Raw genomic sequence first — 4,932 nt, forward strand, 5'->3', positions numbered from 1 at the left:
ATTCTCACTCGATCGCCAGATTCAAGCGATCGAGTGCAAGGGTTTTGAGCCTTTCAACGTCAAAACCTTGCACTTAATTTCTGAAAAAAGGCTCAAAACCCTTGCAGTGATTGGCTTGCTGAGATCTTCAGCAAGCCCTAATTATAGGTGAGGGCGGGTTCGCATGAAGGTTATCGTTATAGCATAAACCCGCCCCTACAGACCTTTCATTTTACAGTGATTCGATCGAGCCAATACATTCGATCGTTACTCATTAATGCTCGTTTTCGCTTCATATTCTGCCAGCTCATTTACCTGCCAACTGATTGTCCGAGGAATAGTGATATTACCTCATGCGGTGGCATGAGAAAAATCAAGACATGGTTAATATCTGCAAGGGTGATGTTCGGAAGTGCTGCTCATACGCTAGATTCTCACTTAGCATAAATTTGTAATTACTTTAATAATAGAACAACTAGTGGAGTTACAGAGGGAATTAACATCCTGATCTGACGTTTATTAAGTTAAAGTTGAGTTTCTTGTTGTTGATATAGACAATAATAGCGACCTTTTAATGCCATCAATTCTTCGTGGGTACCTAGTTCGGCTACCACACCGCGATCCATCATCAAAATCACGTCAGCATTGCGAATAGTGGTGAGTCTATGGGTGATAAAAAATACCGTTTTCCCGTGGAAAGCTAATGCGATATTGTCACATACTTGACGCTCGGAATCATAATCAAGGGCACTAGTCGCTTCATCTAAAATTAACAAGCGGGGATTTTGGAGGATCGTTCGGGCGATCGCCACTCGTTGACGTTGCCCGCCGGATAAGCCCGCTCCACGTTCGCCCACGGGGGAATTGTACCCGTTGGGTAATTCCATGATGAAATTGTGGGCATTAGCAATTTTAGCAGCCTGAATAATTTGGTCGGTGGTAGCATCGGGATAATTGAGGGCGATATTTTCCTGAACGCTACCTTCAAATAACAAAGTATCCTGAGGAACGATCCCAATCTGCTGACGCAATGAATAAAGTTCGACTTTGGAAATATCATAATCATCTACCAAAATCCGTCCAGATTCTAACGGATATAGGCGCGGTAATAACTTCATCAGTGTACTTTTGCCAGAACCACTTTGACCGACAATCCCGATAAATTTACCAGCAGCAAATTCTAGGCTGACACCATCTAAATTAAGGGCACCGGAGGGAGCAAAGCGGAAGGAAACATTATCAAATTTAACATTTCCTTGAATCGTTGGCATCGGAATATTGCCGCGATCGATCTCATCTGCTTCCATCGGTGTATCGAGGATATCAGCAATCCGTTCGAGCGAAAGTGCTGTTTCTTGGAAGTTTTGCCACAGTTGTGTCAGCCGCAATAGTGGGCTAGTAACGTACCCCGAAATGATCCGAAAGGCGATTAGTTGTCCTAAGGTGAGCTTGCCGTCTAACACTAAATACGCGCCCACCCAGAGGACTAGTAGACTAGAGAGCTGATTGAGAAATGTAGTGGCAGAATTGGCGGTGGTAAAGGTGATGACGGTTTTGAATCCAGCCATCACGTACTGAGTGTAACGTTCTTGCCATTTCCACCGCGACCGCAATTCGACGTTTTGAGCTTTGACAGTTTGGATGCCGGAAATTACTTCCACTAGATGCGACTGAGAGCGGGCGTTGCGTTCGGCTTTCGTCCGCAATTGTTTTCGGGCGATCGGGGATACAGCAGTAGTAATCAGCACACACAGTGGTAGAGTTGCCAGGGCGACGAGTGTTAATAGCCAGCTATAAATCAACATCACCACGATATAAATCACGGAAAATACCGAATCCAACACGACGGTTAAGGCGGTTCCCGTTAGAAATTGGCGAATATTTTCGAGTTCATTGACACGGGTGGAAAGTTCGCCAACCGATCGCTTCTCGAAGTATCGCAAGGGTAATCGCAGCAATCGATCGATAATTTGCGAACCCAAAGCCAAATCGATCCGGTTGGTGGTATCGACAAATAAATAGGTTCTGAGGCTAGTTAATAATGCTTCCCCAATTGCCACACCAATTAGCAGCACCCCAAAAACATTTAGCGCAGTAGCACTGTTTTGCATCAGCACTTTATCAATAATTGTCTGGGTAATTAGCGGATTTGCCAGTCCAAATAGTTGAATAAAAAATGAAGCAATTAAGACCTCAATCAATACGCCCTTATACTGGACGAGAGACGGCCAAAACCAACTAATCCCAAACTTTTGTTCGGGAGTATAGCGGGTAGCTTGAATTAGGAGAATGGGAATCGGTTGTGCGGGATCGGGGTTATCTGTTGTCGATTGCTGGTTGAGTGCCAGTTCTTCGGGCGTTCTTTGGATCAGTCCGCTGTCTGGGAGGGCAATTGTCACTGAGTTGTTAGCCACAGCACAGATTACCGCCAATTGATTTTGCCATTTGATCAGGGCTGGTACCTGAATCCGCTGCATATCGATCGCGGGAATTTCCGCCAGTTGCCCCTGTAGCCCCAAGAAGTCAGCCACAGCACCGCAAAATTGGAGCGAAACCCCGCCTGATTGCTCGACATGGTGGGCAATTACTTTGCGAACTGAATCGCGCCGGAAGGGGATTTTATACTGGTTTGCTAGCATTTCAAAACAAGCAACGCTGCCGTCGATTTGTCCCTTCCCACGGACGATCGCATATTTTTGGGGCGATTTGGTTGGGGTATCGAGAGTGAGGGGTAGATCTGGTGCGTAGGGGATTTCATCCGGTTGCCTAATGTTGAGATCTGAAGAGTTGGGGATAGTCATCGCATCGTCGATATCGATAATGCGCTCGCTATCGACAGATATAGCAGCTTGTAATATATTGGGTGGAAATCCGATCTGGCGTAGCTCTTGTTTGGATTGGAAGGAGTCGAGATCGAGCCGATCCCCGATCGAGTAAGTTCGCCCATTATTTGAGGGATCGGCATCTGGCGATTGGCTGGCGATGAACCAATCCCAATTTCTCATTACTGCGGGAATCTCTTGTGCCGATCGATAGACAACGGCAAAGCCAGAAGCTTTGATGGCGAGATCTTTGAGTGAATCAACTCCTAACGCTCGCAGTAATTGGGCTTGATTGGGGTGCCGATCGAGTTCCAAGCGGAGCAATTCAAATATTTCGATCGGGTTGGGGCGATCGTAAAAATATCGCTTTAAGATCGGCTCTGTGGCGACTATTTGCATGAATGATTCAGCCGGAAAAGTCAGGCAAATAGCTTCTGTCGAAGCGATCGCTGATTCACAAGGTACGCCCCGAATCATCCCGATCGCACCGATCGTCCCGCCAGCTTGCAATCGCTCGATCGTCACGGGCGAACTATGCTCGCTCGGATATCCCAGCAAGCGCACAGTACCTTCAACGACTACATTAATTTGTGCCGAAAGTCGATCGCGGATGGCGATCGGTTGTCCGACATGATACCGATAATATTGAGCAATTTGGGCGAGTCTTGTCTGAGCACTGGCAGATAACTGACTAAATGGCTCGACTTGCGATAGGAAAACTGCTGGTGCTTCTGGTGTGTAAGTCATAAAATCTTATCTAATATTTTGAGATCGTTCGCGGAGCATCTGTTTTAGTAAACTGATTTTGCGCCGCTGCTGCCCATCCCGATCCTCTCGATCGAGAGCTGTTAAAAACACTAAAACTTAACTAAATAAACAACTATTAACTATCGATCGGTACTTGATTTAACTTAGCCTGGAGCCATTGCTCGTACATTTCATCAATTAACCGTACTCGCATGACTGTATCTAATTGAGCGGGTAGATATTTTTCTAGTCGCACTATTACAAACCAGTCAGCAATTTGCAATGGAGGGGCTAATTGTCCTGGTTGAAGTGAGAGTAATCTTTGCGCTAGAGCTGGATGAGGTACAGATAGCTCATGAGGGCCAACCATGCCACCGACTTCTGCTTCCTGTCCGCCAGAATACTGTTTGACTAGTTCGGCAAAGGTTGCTTCCTGGTCTTGAATCCGAAAGAATAGCTCTTGCGCCAGATATGGATCTTTGACACGCAATAGTGAATAGACAGCTCGATCGAGTTGGCTTTTGCGCTGCAAAAAGTAGGAATCAACTTTACTCCCAAAAGTTGATTGTTTGAAGCGATCGAGTTTGATAGTTCTGAGTACTGAATGCTCGAACTGCTGGAGGGTACATTTATTTCGCTCTAGCCATGCAGCTCGATCGTCATCCGAATTAATCTGATACTTGTGATAAAAAGCCTTGTATGCACTGAAAGTTTCCTCTGAGCTACAGATAACTGAATCTAGCTCTGCATCGAGAATTATTTCTCGCTGCAATTGTGGCAGCATCCAATATTTCTGTAAAAGTGTAATAATTTCCTCACCAGACATAGCATTTTGACATAACCGTTTTAAAGGGGTGTCTAGGTCGCTCGTCTGTTGATGCTCTGGCGGATTTGGAAGGGGAACGGTTGAAGTCACAATACCGAGGTTTAACAAGTTTGCAGTTGTCTTCATGATGATACGTTATTTAGAGGCTGACTAAGTAGCCTGACTGCACAGATTATCTCAGCAATTGACCAGTAGAAGGTTATTGAGATATTAACGTCTGATTAAACTCCAAACTTGCTAAATTGACACAGGATACTGGTGCTCATGCAGTCGTCTAACTCCCTCCCCTTTATAAGGGGAGGGCAGGGTGGTTTCATACAAGGAAAGAAAAAGCAGTATCAACTTGATTAGCCCATAAACGCAAAGCTTGTGGGACAGTCCGAATGCCAGCGCGACGAACCAAAGTGACAATCCAAGCAATACCTTCGCCAAAATTAAGAGGATGAAGAGATAGGGCGTTTCGTAGTAGAGTTATTGTCTCTAACAACGACAACTCAAAACCACTCATGCGCCCATGCTAGATATTTTATCACTGCTACAATGCCTCCTGCCGCAGAT

The 4,932-nt window shown here is 45.6% G+C and carries 2 protein-coding genes; both read right to left on the minus strand.

From position 1 onward, the window contains the following. Nucleotides 1–503 precede the first annotated feature (503 nt). The gene (locus ACEW9J_RS04710) at nt 504–3,548 is read right to left on the minus strand and encodes a peptidase domain-containing ABC transporter (protein ID WP_373543983.1); all 3,045 of its coding nucleotides are present in this window, start codon (nt 3,546–3,548) and stop codon (nt 504–506) included. A 136-nt stretch (nt 3,549–3,684) separates the two neighbouring features. Beyond that, nucleotides 3,685–4,500, minus strand: coding sequence for a peptidylprolyl isomerase (locus ACEW9J_RS04715; RefSeq protein ID WP_373543984.1), 816 nt, complete (start codon nt 4,498–4,500; stop codon nt 3,685–3,687). Nucleotides 4,501–4,932: the final 432 nt, after the last annotated feature.

The organism is Chamaesiphon sp., from assembly GCF_041737865.1.
Classification (GTDB): domain Bacteria; phylum Cyanobacteriota; class Cyanobacteriia; order Cyanobacteriales; family Chamaesiphonaceae; genus Chamaesiphon.

What these genes read in the sequence shown, in the direction of transcription:
- ACEW9J_RS04715 (WP_373543984.1), bottom strand. Translation starts at nt 4,500, where the DNA reads ATGAAGACAACTGCAAACTTGTTAAACCTCGGTATTGTGACTTCAACC.
- ACEW9J_RS04710 (WP_373543983.1), bottom strand. Translation starts at nt 3,548, where the DNA reads ATGACTTACACACCAGAAGCACCAGCAGTTTTCCTATCGCAAGTCGAG.